Source organism: Stenotrophomonas sp. LMG 10879, from assembly GCF_002750935.1.
GTDB classification, from domain to species: domain Bacteria; phylum Pseudomonadota; class Gammaproteobacteria; order Xanthomonadales; family Xanthomonadaceae; genus Stenotrophomonas; species Stenotrophomonas lactitubi_B.
Genome location: NZ_PEJT01000005.1, coordinates 367,224 through 381,447, shown reverse-complemented (window position 1 = coordinate 381,447; position 14,224 = coordinate 367,224). Strand labels below are relative to the sequence as shown.

At 67.4% G+C, this 14,224-nt stretch carries 12 protein-coding genes and 1 rRNA gene; 7 read left to right on the top strand and 6 right to left on the bottom strand.

Going from position 1 to position 14,224, the window contains the following annotated elements; all coding sequences use genetic code 11:
• Window positions 1–8: 8 nt before the first annotated feature.
• Window positions 9–123: ribosomal RNA gene (rrf, locus tag CR919_RS10330) — 5S ribosomal RNA — on the top strand.
• 403 nt (window positions 124–526) lie between these two features.
• Here the strand turns inward: rrf and CR919_RS10325 are convergent.
• The 3 genes from CR919_RS10325 to hemH form a co-directional block, all read right to left on the bottom strand.
• Window positions 527–2,623 (bottom strand): methyl-accepting chemotaxis protein, encoded by a 2,097-nt coding sequence (locus tag CR919_RS10325; RefSeq protein WP_099819948.1) that lies wholly within the window; start codon window positions 2,621–2,623, stop codon window positions 527–529.
• A gap of 291 nt (window positions 2,624–2,914) precedes the next feature.
• Window positions 2,915–3,772 (bottom strand): alpha/beta hydrolase, encoded by an 858-nt coding sequence (locus CR919_RS10320; protein WP_099819947.1) that lies wholly within the window; start codon window positions 3,770–3,772, stop codon window positions 2,915–2,917.
• The gene (gene hemH / locus CR919_RS10315) at window positions 3,769–4,731 is read right to left on the bottom strand and encodes a ferrochelatase (RefSeq protein WP_099819946.1); all 963 of its coding nucleotides are present in this window, start codon (window positions 4,729–4,731) and stop codon (window positions 3,769–3,771) included. Before hemH ends, CR919_RS10320 begins: the two co-directional genes overlap by 4 nt.
• Before the next feature lie 166 nt (window positions 4,732–4,897).
• Here hemH and CR919_RS10310 point away from each other — a divergent pair, with 166 nt between their 5' ends.
• The 4 genes from CR919_RS10310 (at window position 4,898) to tatC (ending at window position 7,325) form a co-directional block, all read left to right on the top strand.
• Window positions 4,898–5,788, top strand: a complete 891-nt coding sequence (locus CR919_RS10310; RefSeq protein WP_099819945.1) for a YSC84-related protein — start codon at window positions 4,898–4,900, stop codon at window positions 5,786–5,788.
• Window positions 5,789–5,862: 74 nt separating this feature from the next.
• Window positions 5,863–6,090 carry a Sec-independent protein translocase subunit TatA gene (tatA, locus tag CR919_RS10305; RefSeq protein WP_099819944.1) on the top strand — a complete coding sequence of 76 codons (228 nt, stop codon included), beginning with the start codon at window positions 5,863–5,865 and terminating at the stop codon, window positions 6,088–6,090.
• 15 nt (window positions 6,091–6,105) lie between these two features.
• Window positions 6,106–6,579, top strand: a complete 474-nt coding sequence (gene tatB / locus CR919_RS10300; protein ID WP_099819943.1) for a Sec-independent protein translocase protein TatB — start codon at window positions 6,106–6,108, stop codon at window positions 6,577–6,579.
• Window positions 6,576–7,325, top strand: a complete 750-nt coding sequence (tatC, locus tag CR919_RS10295; RefSeq protein WP_099819942.1) for a twin-arginine translocase subunit TatC — start codon at window positions 6,576–6,578, stop codon at window positions 7,323–7,325. The genes tatB and tatC overlap by 4 nt, the downstream gene beginning before the upstream one ends.
• Window positions 7,326–7,415: 90 nt before the next feature.
• On the opposite strand, the gene CR919_RS10290 is transcribed toward tatC, so the two are convergent.
• Genes CR919_RS10290 through CR919_RS10280 form a run of 3 tightly spaced genes read right to left on the bottom strand, consistent with a single transcriptional unit; the run spans window position 7,416 to window position 10,932 of the window.
• The gene (locus tag CR919_RS10290; RefSeq protein ID WP_089237918.1) at window positions 7,416–8,327 is read right to left on the bottom strand and encodes a BPSS1780 family membrane protein; all 912 of its coding nucleotides are present in this window, start codon (window positions 8,325–8,327) and stop codon (window positions 7,416–7,418) included.
• 51 nt (window positions 8,328–8,378) lie between these two features.
• The gene (locus CR919_RS10285; RefSeq protein WP_099819941.1) at window positions 8,379–9,125 is read right to left on the bottom strand and encodes a glutamine amidotransferase; all 747 of its coding nucleotides are present in this window, start codon (window positions 9,123–9,125) and stop codon (window positions 8,379–8,381) included.
• Window positions 9,097–10,932 (bottom strand): GspE/PulE family protein, encoded by a 1,836-nt coding sequence (locus CR919_RS10280; RefSeq protein WP_099819940.1) that lies wholly within the window; start codon window positions 10,930–10,932, stop codon window positions 9,097–9,099. The genes CR919_RS10285 and CR919_RS10280 overlap by 29 nt, the downstream gene beginning before the upstream one ends.
• 83 nt (window positions 10,933–11,015) lie before the next feature.
• Here CR919_RS10280 and glyQ point away from each other — a divergent pair, with 83 nt between their 5' ends.
• Window positions 11,016–11,927, top strand: a complete 912-nt coding sequence (gene glyQ, locus CR919_RS10275; RefSeq protein ID WP_099819939.1) for a glycine--tRNA ligase subunit alpha — start codon at window positions 11,016–11,018, stop codon at window positions 11,925–11,927.
• Window positions 11,928–12,015: 88 nt separating this feature from the next.
• Window positions 12,016–14,091, top strand: coding sequence for a glycine--tRNA ligase subunit beta (glyS, locus tag CR919_RS10270; protein WP_099819938.1), 2,076 nt, complete (start codon window positions 12,016–12,018; stop codon window positions 14,089–14,091).
• The last annotated feature ends 133 nt before the right edge of the window (window positions 14,092–14,224 follow it).

The window sequence follows — 14,224 nt, the reverse complement described above, 5'->3', positions numbered from 1 at the left end:
ACCGCCTCCCTGGTGAAATTAGCGCTATGGAACCACCCGATCCCATCCCGAACTCGGAAGTGAAACGTAGCTGCGCCGATGGTAGTGTGGCCTAAGCCATGCGAGAGTAGGTCATCGCCAGGGTTTATACCCAAAAAACCCCGCTGCTCACGCAGCGGGGTTTTTCTTTGTGCGCAGGAAATATTCGCTAGTGCCGGCCGCGGGCCGGCAGATGCGTGGATGCCGCCGCCGCGTACGGTGCTGCCAACCAAGGTTGGCAACTACCAACAGCGGGGCCGGATGTGCCCTCCACACACGCACAAAAAAGCGGCCCCCAGAGGGCGCCGCTTTGTGTACAGCTCGGCGGCGGGGGGACTTACTTCGCCGCAGCGGCAGGTGCCCTCGGCCTTCATCATCGTGTCGCGGGCAGCCTTGAACGGATCGCCTTCACACCCGTTGAGCCAACGAACCCTGCCGCGAACCGCGCCCAACAAAAAGGCGGCGCCCTGCGGGCGCCGTCTTCCATGGAGCATGGCGCAGGGTCGGCTCAGTCGATCAACGCCGTCTCGCGCTGCCGGAACACCGATACCGCCTGGTTCAGTGCGCCTGCCTGCGACTGCAGTTCACGTGCCGCTGCAGTGGCCTCTTCCACCAGGGCCGCGTTCTGCTGCATGGCCTGGTCCATCTGCACCACCGTCTGGTTGATCTGCTCGATTCCAGTGGACTGCTCCTGCGATGCCGCCGAGATCTCGCGCATCAGGTGGCTTACGTTCTCCACGCCGCCGACGATGCCCTGCATGCGCTGTCCGGCATCGGCCACCAACTGGGCGCCCTCGCCGACCTGACGACCTGCCTCGTCGATGAGGACCTTGATCTCCTGGGCGGCGGCGGCCGATCGCTGCGCCAGCACACGGACCTCGCTGGCGACGACCGCGAACCCGCGCCCCTGCTCGCCGGCACGTGCCGCTTCGACTGCTGCGTTGAGCGCCAGGATGTTGGTCTGGAAGGCAATGCCGTCGATCACGCCGGTAATGTCGCCGATCCGCTTCGACGCGCCTTCGATGGCCTGCATGGTGTCGACCACCCGCTGCATGGCGTGGTTGCCATCACTTGCCGCGCCCTGGGTGGAGGCGGCCAACTCACTGGCCTGTCGCGCGTGCGCTGCATTCTGGCGCACGGTGGCGGTCAGTTCTTCCATGGAAGCGGCGGTTTCCTGCAGATGCGCAGCCTGTCGTTCGCTGCGCTCGGACAGGGCACCGTTGCCGGCGGCGATCTCGCTGGCGGCCGTGCTGATGGTGGTGGCGCAGTGCTGGATGTGGCCGACCATGCGTGCCAACTGGCTCGCGGTGGCGTTGGCGTCGCGCTGGATGGCGGCGAATGCGCCGTGATACTCGCCCTGCATGCGGCGATCGAGATCGCCGTTGGCCATCGCCGAGAGCATCTGCCGCACTTCGTCGACCGTGCTGCCCAGAGTATCCAGCAACTGGTTGATGCCACCGGTCAGGCCGTCGAGGAAGCTGGCGCCCTCGCTCGCCTGCAGGCGCTGTTCGAGATCACCGTGTGCGGCGGCATCGACAATCCCGGCAACGGCATTCTCCAGCGTCAGCTCATGGGTGCGGTCATGCCATTCCACCGCGAAGCCCAGCCGCGCGCCCTGTGCATCGAACACCGGGGTGACCACCTGGGCGAAATGCACCGGCCCGATCCGTACCTTGCCGTGATGTGTCACCTGCAGCCCGTTGAGGATGCCGCGGATGCGGTCCGGGTTGGCATGGAAACGATGGATGCTGCTGCCGACCAGCCGCTCGGCGTCGAAATCGGGGAACGCCTGGCGCAGCGTGGCCTGCTGGTTGCGCAGCAGCGCCACCACCGAACGGTTGACGTAGCGGATGACGTGATCGTTGTCGGCAATCATCATCGCCGTGCGCGAGGCGTCCAGTGCCTGGCGGATCTGCGCGTTCTCGGCGTGCGCCTCGGCCTCGCGGCCGCGCTGCGCCTGCACGTGGCGCGCGGTATCGGCCAACGCGTGGGCCAGTGAGCCGGGTGCGTAGCTGCGTGCATCGCTGTGTGCACCGAGGTCGGCGCCCGTGGCGATGTCACGTGCCAATGCGGCCAGGCGGTGCGGTCCGTGACCCAGCGCTTCACTCTGCTGGCGCAGGCGTGCGGCGGTCTGGCCCAGCACCAGCGTCAGCGCCGCCAGGGCAGTGGCATTCAAAAGCGGTGGCAGCACGGCCGCTCCGTCCAGCAACGGCGCCAGCACTGCAGTGACGCCAATGGCGCCGGCCAGCCACAACGGCAGGCGGTCACGCTGGGTGAGCAGCACGCCCAGCAGCAGTGCAGTCGGCAACGCGGCATTCAATCCGCCGATATGGCAGAGCAGGCTCAACTGCAGGGACAGCACTACCGCCAGGCCGTTGCGGGCGATGGCCTGGCCGGCCTGGCGCCAGCCCAGCCAGGCGGCTGGCAGTACCGCGGCGGCAACGGCGCTGGCGGCGGGCAGCGACGTACCGCGCACGGCCAGCACAAGGCCAATCGCTGCGAATACCACGCTGCCCAGCAGCAGGCGACGATCGCCCCGCTGTGCCAGCTGTTGCAGATAAGGGGGACGGCCCTGGTCGGGGGGGCGGGAGGACGCAATGGACATCGGCAACTCCTGGATCAACGGACGGCAGCGACCCTGCAACGCCCAGCGCGGAGGAGCGCAACGACGGCACGGTCGGGAAATTCGGAAAATGCGGCGCAGGCAGCGACGCGGAGGACAGACACCGTGACCACATCCTGTGGATGACGGTGCAGCAGACGGGACATGCGGTCTTCCTTGCAGAACCAGGAACAAGCCGCAGGCACAAAGGGCCTGCGTGCTGTGGGCGCAGGGGCCCACTACCGTTCTATCGGCCGCAGTGGCGCAGAGTGAAGTCCGCGCAGCCGACGATGATCAGCGCGCGTTGCTGTTTCCGCTCAGGAATGCATCGATGACCGCGGCAACCTGTGCCGGGTGTTCCATGTGCAGATGATGATTGCCGGGGAATACCGCCAAGCGGCCATCACGCAGGTGCTGCAGGCGCTCGCTGCGCATCGGCTCGGGATAGTACGACTGCGCAGGCGTGGCGTAGATCACCTGGGTCGGGCAGCTGATGGCCTGCAGCAGGTTGTCGATCTGGCCTTCGCTGAGGCGGATTGCGGTGGGCAGCATCAGGCGCGGATCGCTGCACCAGCGATAGCCGCCATCGACCGGCTCGACACCACGTTCGACCAGCAGGCGTGCGCAGCCTTCGCTGAGCTGGTTGGTCATCATCCGCGCGCGGATCGGTGCGGCCAGATCGGGGAACACGCGCAGCTGCTTGCGTGCGAGTGCTCGGGTGGCATCGACGTGTTCGCGCAGACGGCTGGCGGTGTCCTCTTCCGGCCCACGCAGGCCGCCGAGCGCCTCGATGGCGACCAGGCGTTCGATGCGATCACTGACCGCCGCAGTGAGGCTGGCGATGCCGGCACCCATCGAATGGCCCATCAGGGTGAACCGGTCCCAGCCCAGCGCGTCGGCGACATCGAGTACATGGGTGATCGCCGCTGGCGTGGTGTACACCGCACCAGTGGGCAGATGTGCGCTGTGGCCGTGTCCGGGCAGGTCGATCGCCACCAGGTCCAGTTGCGGCAGATGCGGCGCCAGCGGCACGAAGCTGGCCGCATTGTCGAGCCAGCCGTGCAGGGCCAGCACGCGCGGTCCGTCGCCCGCACGGCGCAGGCCGGCAACGCGTACGCCCGCGATCTGCAGTTCAAACGGCTGCAGGGTCATGCCAGCGAGGCCACGGCCAGCCGTGCCAGTGCACGGGCGTGTTCCGGTTCAGCGTTGAGGCAGGGGATGTAGCGCATCTGTGCGCCGCGTTCGGCCAGCGTCTCGGTGAAGCCCATCGCGACTTCTTCCAGCGTTTCCAGGCAGTCGGTGGCAAAGCCGGGGCAGACCACGTCGATCTGTTTCACCCCTGCCTCTGCCAGCTCCCACAGGCTGGGTTCGGCGTAGGGCTGCAGCCAGCGTTCGCGGCCGAAGCGCGACTGGTAACCCATCTGCCAGTCATCCGCGCCCAGGCCGAGCGCCGCGGCGATCGCGCGTGCACTGGCCTCGCAGCGCTGCGGATAGGGATCGCCGGCATCGGCAAGGCGCTGCGGAATGCCATGGAAGGAGAACATCAGCTTCTGGCCGCGACCGTGCTGCTGCCAATAGCGCTGGATCGAGCCGGCGACGGCCGCAACCCAGTCCGGATCAATCGAATAATCCTGCACCAGGCTGACGGTGATCTGCGGGTTCCTGCGCTGCCACGCATCCACGCGGTCTTCGACCGAGGCGGTGGTGGTGGTCGAATACTGCGGATACAGCGGCAACACCACGATGCGGCGCACGCCCTCGGCGGCCAGCCGATCCAGTTCGGTGGTCAGTGCCGGTTCGCCGTAGCGCATCGCGTGGCGGACGCGCAGCGTCGGCAGCAGGGCCTGCATCGCCTGCGCCAACTGGCGGGTGTGGACCATCAGCGGCGAGCCGTCCGGCAGCCACACCTGAGCGTACTTGGCGGCCGAACGGCCACTGCGCAGCGGCAGGATCAGGCCGCGCAGCAGGGGCTGCCACAGCAGTGCCGGTAGGGCGACCACGCGCGGGTCGGACAGGAATTCGGCCAGGTAACGACGAACGGCGGGAGCCGTCGGCGTCTCGGGCGTGCCTAGGTTGACCGCCAATACGGCGGTATCGGGTGCGTCGAGCATGGGCGCTATTGTCGCCGATTCCATCGTCACGTCGGTATGCAGGCTTCGCATCGATGTCATTGCTGAGGCCAATGTGAGCAGGCAACGCTCATTGGGGATTCATCACAACACTACTAATTTCAGTCACTTGCTATATCTTCCTATGGACTGACTTCTGGAGCCTGCCATGCGTCGCCCGATCCAAGCCCTGCTGATCGCCGCCAGCCTGCTGTCCAGCCAGGCCATGGCCGGACCGCAGGAAGACCAGCGCGCCCGCAACGCGGTGCGTGTACTGGCTGAAATCCAGGGAATCCCTGAACAGGGCATTCCGGACAAATTGCTCGACGAAGGCCGCGCGGTCATCGTCATTCCCGACACGATCAAGGCCGGTCTGGTGATCGGCGGACGCCGTGGCCACGGCCTGATGTCGGTGCGCATGCCCAACGGTGCGTGGTCCAACCCGGTATTCATCAAGCTCACCGGCGGCAGCATCGGCTTCCAGGCCGGTGTGCAGTCCTCCGACGTGGTGCTGGTGTTCCGCAACGACCGCAGCCTGGACAACCTCGTCAACGGCAAGTTCACCCTCGGCGCCGATGCCGGTGTGGCCGCCGGTCCGGTGGGCCGCAATGCCGCCGCCGCCACCGATGGCCAGTTGAAGGCTGAGATCTGGTCGTGGTCGCGCGCCCGTGGCCTGTTCGCAGGCGTCGCCCTGGATGGTGCGATCCTGCAGATCGACGATGCCGCCAATCTCGACGCCTACGGCAGCAACACCACGCCGCGGATGATCTTCGAGGGACGCGCGGCGGGCTCGCCGTCAATGGATGTGGTCGCTTTCCGTGATCGCCTGGAAGAGGCGACCTACGCGGCGCGCAACAACCGCAACGGTGGCAATGACGCACCGCGTCCGGCCGCCGCTGCAGCGCCCGCCCCGGCGCCTGTTCAGGCAGCACCTGCGGCACCGGTTGAAGCGACCACGGCGCCGCTGCAGGCCGTGCCGCAGACCCCGCCGCCGGCCCAGCAGGGTTTCCAGCCGGTCAATGACGGTGAAATCCGCACTGAAACGCTGGGCAACAACTGACTTTCGTCACGTGCGCCGGCTTACAGCCGGTGCGCTATGCTCGGCAATCTGATCACTAACGTAACGAGCGACTTATGGGCAGTTTCAGCATCTGGCATTGGTTGGTCGTACTCGCCATCGTCCTGCTGGTGTTCGGCACCAAGCGCCTGACCAGTGGTGCCAAGGATCTCGGCTCGGCGGTCAAGGAATTCAAGAAGGGCATGCACGACGAAGACAAGCCGAACGCACAGTTGGGCGACGAGTCGCGCAGCCAGGACGCCGCGCGCGCCGCGCAGGACGAGCACGACCGCAACGCGCGTTGATCCGGAGCGGTTGCGGTGTTTGATATCGGCTTCAGCGAACTGCTGGTGATCGCGGTGGTCGCCCTGGTGGTGCTCGGACCTGAGCGCCTGCCCAAGGCGGCCCGCTTCGCCGGGCTGTGGGTACGCCGCGCGCGTAATCAATGGGATTCGGTCAAGCAGGAACTGGAACGCGAACTGCAGGCCGAAGACATCAAGCGGCAGATGCAGGACGTGCGCCAGGGCATGCAGGACACCGAGAACCAGCTGCGTGCCAGCGGCGAAGCCGTGCGCCGCGAAGCCGAGCAGATGCAACAGCACAGCGACACGCTGGCGCAGCAGGTGCGTGCACCGGCACCGGCTGAACTGCCCCCGCATCTGATGGATACGACCGAGCCGGTGGTGGCTTCGCCGGAAGGTGCTGCCACCGCGCCCACCCCTGCCGAACCTGCGGGCGATACCGTTGCTGATACCGCGGCCGAAACGCCTGCGCGCACGGAGCGCCCGTCATGAGCGAACACGATTTCGGCGAAAGTTCGCTGGTGGAACACCTGGTTGAACTGCGCGCGCGCCTGGTGCGTGCGTTGCTTGGCCTGGGCGTGGTTCTGCTGGGCTTGCTGCCGTTCACCCAGAAGCTCTACAACGCATTGGCCGAGCCGCTGATCTCGCAGTTGCCCAACGGGCAGACGATGATCGCCACCAACCCGGCCGGCGCCTTCTTCGCGCCGTTGAAGCTGACGTTCTTCGTGGCCTTGTTCGTGGCCGTGCCATGGCTGCTGTACCAGCTGTGGGCGTTCGTCGCGCCGGGCCTGTATGCACGCGAGAAGCGCCTGGCGATGCCGTTGCTGGTCTCGTCGGTGCTGCTGTTCTATACCGGCTGCGCCTTCGCCTATTTCCTGGTGCTGCCGGCGGTCTTCCACTTCCTCACCACCTTCAGCCCGGAAGTGATCGCGATCACCCCGGATGCGAATGCCTACCTGGATTTCGTGCTGGCGATCTTCTTCGCCTTCGGCGGCAGTTTCGAACTGCCGGTGGCGATGGTGATCCTGGTGCTGCTGGGCTGGATCACGCCGCAGCAGTTCAAGGAAGGGCGCGGCTACGCGATCGTCGGCATCTTCGTGCTCGCTGCGATCCTGACCCCGCCGGATGTGGTGTCGCAGCTGATGCTGGCGATCCCGATGTGCCTGCTGTACGAGCTGGGCATCCACGCCGCGCGCTGGCTGGTGCCGTCTTCGGTGGTCAAGAAGCCTGCGGCCTGATTCCCGGTAGCGCCGGGCCATGCCCGGCGTTCGTGGGGCGAAGTGATATCCATCCGCCGGGCATGGCCCGGCGCTACCGTTGAGCCCGGCTCAGGCGTGGAAGACGTCGTTGGCAGGCGGCGACTGCGGCACCGGCGGTGCGCCGCGGCTGCCGCGATGCACGAACATCTGCTTCCACGCCGCATAGACCGCGCCGACATACAGCGGCATCAGCACCGTGGTGAACACCAGCTGCGCAATGAATGCCGCCGCCAATGGGCCGCCGATCAGCATGCCCAGCTGGACCACGATCACGAACAGCACGTAGACGCAGAACGCGGCGATCAGGCCGAGCACGGTGAACACGGCAGTGGCGCCGATGTTCTCGATGCAGCCCTGCAGGCTCAGGCGCAGCGCGTGCATGCCGCTCTGGCGGTCGAACACCACCAGTGCCGGCTGGGTGAACATCGCCAGAGTCAGCGCCACGGCGGTGCAGAACACCAGCAGCATCCACAGCGCGATGCGCTGCGCCGGCAGGTTGGCGACCAGTTCGGCGGCGGTTTCAGGGCTGATCTGCTGCCCGCTGCGGCCGAGTTCCTGCATCTTGGTCATGGTGTCGCTGAAGGCGGTGAAGCCCTCGCGGCCGATCATCAGGTACAGCAGCGCGCCGAGCAGCAGCACGGCCAGCACCTGGATCGCCAGCGGCACCAGCAGGTGGCTGACACGACGATCGCGGATCGGCTGCAGCAGATGGGTGGCCAGGCCGGGACGGCCCTGGTCGATCTCACCCATGGCGTACAGCATGCCGCCGAACATCACCGGTGAAATCACCAGCGTCATCATCTGCAGGGCGAGGCCGGCGGTGCCGGGCAGCATCGTCCCCAGCAGGGTGACCACCCAGTTCACCAGCAGCCAGGTCAGGCCGATCCGGGCCAGCTGCAGCGGCGCACGCCGATACAGCGAGAACGTATCCAGCAACCACTGGGCGCCCGCCGAGGCTGGCAGCTTGCGAATCTCTTTCATGGACATCCGGGGAGGGACAGGAGGGGCCGGGCGGTGTGCCCGTGCCGCCGATTATCCCTGTTTTGCCACCGGCTGGGCTGAAGACAGCCGGGCCTGGCGGACAAAGCGCCGCAACAGCTGGCGGGCCAGCGGGGCGGCGCTGACCGCGCGCTCGATGCTGCGCGCACAACCACCATGTCGGCCGATGCAGTCGGCGCGCGCGCGCACGTAGCCACGCATGTGGTGGGTGGCGAATTCCGGATGGAACTGCACGCCCCAGGCCTGGCGGCCCCAGCGGAAGGCGTGGCAGCCATCCAGCGGCGAGCGTGCCAGCACGGCTGCACCTTCAGGCACGCGCAGCACGGTCTGCAGATGGGTGGCATGGGCCGCGAAGTGGCTCGGCAGGCCCTGGAACAAGGGGTCCTGCGCGGCCTGCGGGTCCAGTGCCAGTTCAATCGTTCCCGATTCGCGCCCGGCGGGGTTGTAGGCCACCTCGCCGCCCAGCGCGTGGGCCAGCAGCTGGTGGCCGTAGCAGATGCCGAACACCGGCACGTCGTCGTGCGCGGTCTGCCGCAGCCAGGCGGCACTGCGCTCGCTCCATTCGGCGTGGTCGGTGACGAAGGCGGCCGAGCCGGTTACCAGCACGCCGGCGAAGTCGCGCGGATCGGGCAGGTCGGCGCCATGCTCGACGTCGACCACCACGGTCTGGTGTTCCTCCAGGCCGGCGGCCACCCGGATCCAGTGCGGAAAGCGCCCGTAACGGCGCAGCGACGGCACGGGGCGGCCGGTTTCAAGGATCAGGAAGGGCGCTGGATTCATCCGGGGGAGGCAGTACGGACAGGACTTCCTCGATTGTAGTCAGCCCCTGTGCCACCTTTTCAAGCCCGGCCTGGCGCAGGGTTCGCACGCCTTCAGCACGCGCGGCACGGTTGAAACCGGCCAGATCCATGTCCGCACGGATCAACCCGCGCAGGCGCGAGCCCAATGGCAGCAACTCATACAGGCCGATGCGGCCGAGGAATCCGGTGCGCCGGCACTCCAGGCAACCGACCGGCCGACAGGGCGTGGCGGCATCTGGATATGCAGCTTCGCTATCAGCCAGCACCGCCCAATCGGCCCTGCCGAGGGTGTGCGGCTGCTTGCAGTGCGGGCACAGGGTGCGCACCAGGCGCTGGGCGAGGATGCCGTTGACGGTGGATGACAGCAGGTAATGCGGCACGCCCAGGTCGAGCAGGCGGGTGATGGCCGAGGGCGCATCGTTGGTGTGCAGGGTGGACAGCACCAGGTGGCCGGTCAGCGAGGCCTGCACCGCCATCTGCGCGGTTTCCAGGTCGCGGATCTCGCCGATCATGATGATGTCCGGGTCCTGCCGCAGCAGGGTGCGCACACCGCTGGCGAAGTCCAGGTCGATGTTGGTCTGCACCTGCATCTGGTTGAATTCCGGCGCGATCATCTCGATCGGGTCTTCCACCGTGCACACGTTGACGTCCGGCGTGGCCAGCCGCTTCAGGGTGGAATACAGGGTGGTGGTCTTGCCCGAACCGGTCGGGCCGGTGACCAGCACGATGCCGTGCGGGCGCTCGACCAGGGCGGTCCAGCCGGCTGCCTCCTGCGGGCTGAAGCCGAGCTGGTCGATGCTCTTGAAGGCCGCTTCCGGGTCGAAGATGCGCATCACGCACTTTTCGCCGAAGGCGGTCGGCATGGTCGACAGGCGCATTTCCACTTCACGGCCGCCGGGCGAGCGGGTCTTGATGCGACCATCCTGCGGGCGCCGGCGCTCGGCCAGGTCCATGCGTCCGAGCACCTTGATACGGCTGACCACGGCGGTCATCACCGCCGGTGGCACTTCGAACACCTTGTGCAGCACGCCGTCGATGCGGAAGCGCATGCGGCCCATTTCGCGGCGGGGCTCCAGGTGGATGTCCGACGCGCGCTGCTCGTAGGCGTACTGCAGCAGCCAGTCGACGATGTGCACGATGTGCTGGTCGTCGGCATTGACGTCGCCGGTGCGGCCCAGTTCGACCAGCTGCTCGAAGCTGGGCAGGGTGGTGTTGGCCTCGCCACGCACGTCGCCACGGGCACCGCGCACCGAGCGGGTGACGCCGAAGAACTCCATCGTGTAACGGTGCAGGTCGAGCGGATTGACCACCGCCAGCTCGATGCGCAGGCGGGTCAGGTGCTGCAGGTCGCGCAGCCATTCCTGTGCCAGCGGCTCGCTGGTGGCCACCAGCACGCGTTCGCCATCCACCGCCAGCGGCAGGAAGCGATGCCGGCGCGCATAGGCGTGCGAGGCCACGGCGGTGACCGAGGCGACGTCGACCCGGGTTGGATCGATGCGCAGGTAGCGGCTGCCGGTGCGCTGGGCCAGCCACTCGGTAAGGCGCTCCAGATTGAGATCGCCGCCGTCGCTGGCAGCCAGCTTGAGGTTGGACAGCAGCACCAGCGGATGTACTTCACTGGCATTGCGAGCGCCCTGCGCGGAAAAACGGATGCGCTCGCGCTCGTGCGCGGCCACCACGCCATCGGCCAGCAGGGCCGCCGCAACCTGTTCGAACTGCAGGCGACCGGGCGGCAATGGCACCGCACCAGGCTCGCCGGGCGTGCCCGTGGGCAGCCGATGTTCCATCCACCTGCTCCTTCCGGGTACGGAATGCCCCGCAGGTCGGCCGTTATACTAGCGCACCCCTTTGCCGGCCAAGACTCGTCCGCATGTCCGCGACCCCGACCGTTCCGATCACCTTCCAGGGCCTGATCCAGACCCTGAACCAGTTCTGGGCCCAGCAGGGCTGCGTGCTCATCCAGCCGCTCGACCTGGAGGTGGGCGCCGGTACGTTCCACCCGGCCACCTTCCTGCGTGCGATCGGTCCGGAAACCTGGAACGCGGCCTACGTGCAGCCGTCGCGGCGCCCGACCGATGGCCGTTACGGCGAGAACCCGAACCGCCTGCAGCGCTACTACCAGTACCAGGTGGCGATGAAGCCGGCGCCGGACAACATCCAGCAGCTGTACCTGGATTCGCTGAAGGCGGTGGGCATCGATCCGCTGGTGCACGACCTGCGTTTCGTCGAGGACAACTGGGAATCGCCGACGCTGGGCGCTTGGGGCCTGGGCTGGGAAGTCTGGCTCAACGGCATGGAGGTGACCCAGTTCACCTACTTCCAGCAGGCCGGTGGCCTGGAATGCCGGCCGGTGCTGGGCGAGATCACCTACGGTCTCGAGCGCCTGTGCATGTACCTGCAGAACTGCGACAACGTCTACGACCTGGTCTGGACCTACGGCCCGGATGGGCAGCCGGTGACCTACGGCGACGTCTACCACCAGAACGAGGTGGAGCAGAGCACCTACAACTTCGAATACGCCGACGTGGAAGAAATGTTCCACCGCTTCGACGCCTGCGAGCGTGAAGCGCAGAAGCTGGTGGACGTGAACCTGCCGCTGCCCGCCTACGAACAGGTGATGAAGGCCAGCCACACCTTCAACCTGCTGGATGCGCGCCGTGCGATCAGCGTGACCGAACGCCAGCGCTACATCCTGCGCGTGCGCGCGCTGGCGCAGGCGGTGGCCAAGGCCTACTACGAGCAGCGCGAGAAGCTGGGCTTCCCGGGCGCGAAGAAGGCCTGACGGCCCGTTCTCCCATCACGCGTTTCACCTACTCCCCCAGGGGCGCCGGCCGCGTCGCGCGCTGCGCCCCCACCACAGGATCGAACCGATGAGCCACTTGTCTCCCCTGCTGATTGAACTGGGCACCGAAGAGTTGCCGGTCAAGGCGCTGCCGGGCCTGGCCCAGGCCTTCTTTGACGGTGTCGTCGACGGCCTGCGCAAGCGCGGCGTGGAACTGGAGCTGGGCGATGCACGCCCGCTGTCGACCCCGCGCCGCCTGGCCGTGCTGCTGCCGGGCGTTGGCCTGGAACAGCCGGAACAGCACAGCGAAGTGCTGGGCCCGTACCTGAACATCGCGCTGGACGCCGAAGGCCAGCCGACCAAGGCGCTGCAGGGGTTCGCGGCCAAGGCCGGGATCGACTGGACCGCGCTGGAAAAGACCACCGACAACAAGGGTGAGCGCTTCGTGCACCGCGCGGTGACCCCGGGCGCGCGCACCGCCGCGCTGCTGCCGGAGATCCTGCGCGAGGCCATCGCCGGCATGCCCATCCCCAAGCCGATGCGCTGGGGCGACCACAGCTGGGGCTTCGCCCGCCCGGTGCACTGGCTGGTGCTGCTGCATGGCGGCGACGTGGTCGAGGCCGAACTGTTCGGCCTGAAGGCCGACCGCATGAGCCGCGGTCACCGCTTCCTGCACGACAAGACCGTGTGGCTGACCCAGCCGCAGGACTATGTGGAATCGCTGCGTGCCGCCTTCGTGCTGGTTGACCCGGCCGAGCGCCGCCAGCGCATCGTCGCCGAGGTGGAAGCCGCTGCCGCCACCGCCGGTGGCAGCGCGCGCATCACCGAGGACAACCTGGAGCAGGTGGTGAACCTGGTCGAGTGGCCGTCGGCAGTGCTGTGCAGCTTCGAGCGCGCGTTCCTGGCGGTACCGCAGGAAGCGCTGATCGAGACGATGGAGATCAACCAGAAGTTCTTCCCGGTGCTGGATGACGGCGGCAAGCTGACCGAGAAGTTCATCGGCATCGCCAACATCGAGTCCAAGGACGTGGCCGAAGTGGCCAAGGGCTACGAGCGGGTGATCCGCCCGCGCTTCGCCGATGCCAAGTTCTTTTTCGACGAAGACCTGAAGCAGGGCCTGCAGGCGATGGGCGAGGGCCTGAAGACGGTGACCTACCAGGCCAAGCTGGGCAGCGTGGCCGACAAGGTCGCGCGCGTGGCGGCGCTGGCCGAGGTGATCGCCGCGCAGGTGGGGGCCGACCCGGTGCAGGCCAAGCGTGCTGCGCAGCTGGCCAAGAACGACCTGCAGTCGCGCATGGTCAACGAGTTCCCGGAACTGCAGGGCATCGCCGGCCGCCACTACGCGGTGGCCGCTGGCGAGTCGCCGGAGGTGGCGCTGGCCATCGACGAGGCCTACCAGCCGCGCTTCGGTGGCGATGACATCGCGCTGTCGCCGCTGGGCAAGGTGCTGGCGATCGCCGAGCGTGTGGATACCCTGGCCGGCGGTTTCGCTGCGGGCCTGAAGCCGACCGGCAACAAGGACCCGTTCGCCCTGCGCCGCAACGCGCTGGGCCTGGCCCGCACGATCATCGAAAGCGGCTTCGAGCTGGACCTGCGCGCGCTGCTGGCCAGCGCCAATGCCGGGCTGGCCGTGCGCAGCGTGCAGGCCGACGTGGCTGAGCTGTACGACTTCATCCTCGACCGCCTGAAGGGCTATTACAGCGACAAGGGCGTGCCGGCCAGCCATTTCAACGCGGTGGCCGAGCTGAAGCCGGCCTCGCTGTACGACTTCGACCGCCGCCTGGATGCGATCGGGATCTTCGCCGCGCTGCCGGAAGCCGAGGCGCTGGCAGCGGCCAACAAGCGCATCCGCAACATCCTGCGCAAGGCCGAAGGCGATATTCCGGGCCAGATCGATGCGGCTCTGCTGCAGGAAGATGCCGAGCGCGCGCTGGCCGAAGCTGTGACTGCCGCCATCGACGATACCGGCGCCAGCCTGCACCAGAAGGACTACGTGGCCGTGTTGGCGCGCCTGGCCCGCCTGCGTCCGCAGGTGGATGCGTTCTTCGACGGGGTGATGGTCAATGCCGAGGATCCGGCATTGCGCGGCAATCGCCTGGCGCTGCTGACGATGCTGGGCGAGCGCCTGGGCAAGGTCGCGGCGATCGAGCATCTGTCGAGCTGATCGGTAGCCCATCCACGCATGGCGTGGATCTACTGGGTATGCCCACGCATGGCGTGGATCTACTGGGCAACCGTCACCCATGGTGTGGATTTCCGGTAGTGCCGGCCAGCGGCCGGCATTACCCGGCGCTGTC

Excerpts from the sequence above, each read along its gene's own strand:
- glyQ (WP_099819939.1), top strand. The coding sequence starts at position 11,016 with ATGTCCGCGACCCCGACCGTTCCGATCACCTTCCAGGGCCTGATCCAG.
- glyS (WP_099819938.1), top strand. The coding sequence starts at position 12,016 with ATGAGCCACTTGTCTCCCCTGCTGATTGAACTGGGCACCGAAGAGTTG.
- tatC (WP_099819942.1), top strand. The coding sequence starts at position 6,576 with ATGAGCGAACACGATTTCGGCGAAAGTTCGCTGGTGGAACACCTGGTT.
- CR919_RS10280 (WP_099819940.1), bottom strand. The coding sequence starts at position 10,932 with ATGGAACATCGGCTGCCCACGGGCACGCCCGGCGAGCCTGGTGCGGTG.
- CR919_RS10320 (WP_099819947.1), bottom strand. The coding sequence starts at position 3,772 with ATGACCCTGCAGCCGTTTGAACTGCAGATCGCGGGCGTACGCGTTGCC.
- CR919_RS10325 (WP_099819948.1), bottom strand. The coding sequence starts at position 2,623 with ATGTCCATTGCGTCCTCCCGCCCCCCCGACCAGGGCCGTCCCCCTTAT.
- hemH (WP_099819946.1), bottom strand. The coding sequence starts at position 4,731 with ATGCTCGACGCACCCGATACCGCCGTATTGGCGGTCAACCTAGGCACG.
- CR919_RS10310 (WP_099819945.1), top strand. The coding sequence starts at position 4,898 with ATGCGTCGCCCGATCCAAGCCCTGCTGATCGCCGCCAGCCTGCTGTCC.
- CR919_RS10285 (WP_099819941.1), bottom strand. The coding sequence starts at position 9,125 with ATGAATCCAGCGCCCTTCCTGATCCTTGAAACCGGCCGCCCCGTGCCG.
- CR919_RS10290 (WP_089237918.1), bottom strand. The coding sequence starts at position 8,327 with ATGAAAGAGATTCGCAAGCTGCCAGCCTCGGCGGGCGCCCAGTGGTTG.
- tatA (WP_099819944.1), top strand. The coding sequence starts at position 5,863 with ATGGGCAGTTTCAGCATCTGGCATTGGTTGGTCGTACTCGCCATCGTC.